This is a genomic window from Paraburkholderia sp. SIMBA_054 (assembly GCF_046534875.1).
Taxonomy (GTDB): domain Bacteria; phylum Pseudomonadota; class Gammaproteobacteria; order Burkholderiales; family Burkholderiaceae; genus Paraburkholderia; species Paraburkholderia hospita.
Map to the genome: position 1 here is coordinate 1 of NZ_JAWRXV010000269.1, position 432 is coordinate 432.

Annotated in this window: 1 protein-coding gene and 1 pseudogene; both read right to left on the reverse strand. The window is 63.4% G+C overall.

The features are described from left to right. A pseudogene (gene cca / locus SB822_RS55070) lies at positions 1-165 on the reverse strand (multifunctional CCA tRNA nucleotidyl transferase/2'3'-cyclic phosphodiesterase/2'nucleotidase/phosphatase); the annotation flags it as partial. Next, the coding region (locus SB822_RS55075; RefSeq protein WP_410858844.1) for a glutathione S-transferase C-terminal domain-containing protein at positions 162-432 on the reverse strand (271 nt) is incomplete at its 5' end. The gene SB822_RS55075 and the pseudogene cca, both read right to left, overlap by 4 nt.

Genomic DNA, 432 nt, shown 5'->3' on the forward strand with positions numbered 1-432 from the left:
ATGCGTCTGCGGATGCAGGAACACAGGAAAATCCTTGCCCACCGGACGGTAACCCTGCGCGATCATCTGCTCGGGTGTCGCGCCGACCACCACGTAATCGCGGTCCTGCACCGGCACGCCCAGCAATTCGTCGCGAATCGCGCCGCCTACTGCATAGATATTCATGGGCATACGTCTAGATACGCGATGGTGTGCGTCTCGCTCAACGCGTCGTCGATCCAGGCTTTCACTGCGGGCTGCGCGCTCAGCCGGCGAACATAAGCCAGCGACGCCTCGGACAACGGCGGCTGCCACGTCCTGAAGCGCATGGCCACCGGCGCATACATCGCGTCGGCAATGCTGAACTCGCCGAACAGGAACGGACCGCCATAGGTATCGAGGCAGTCACGCCAGATCGCCTCGATACGCGCGATGTCGGCCAGCACGCCCGGC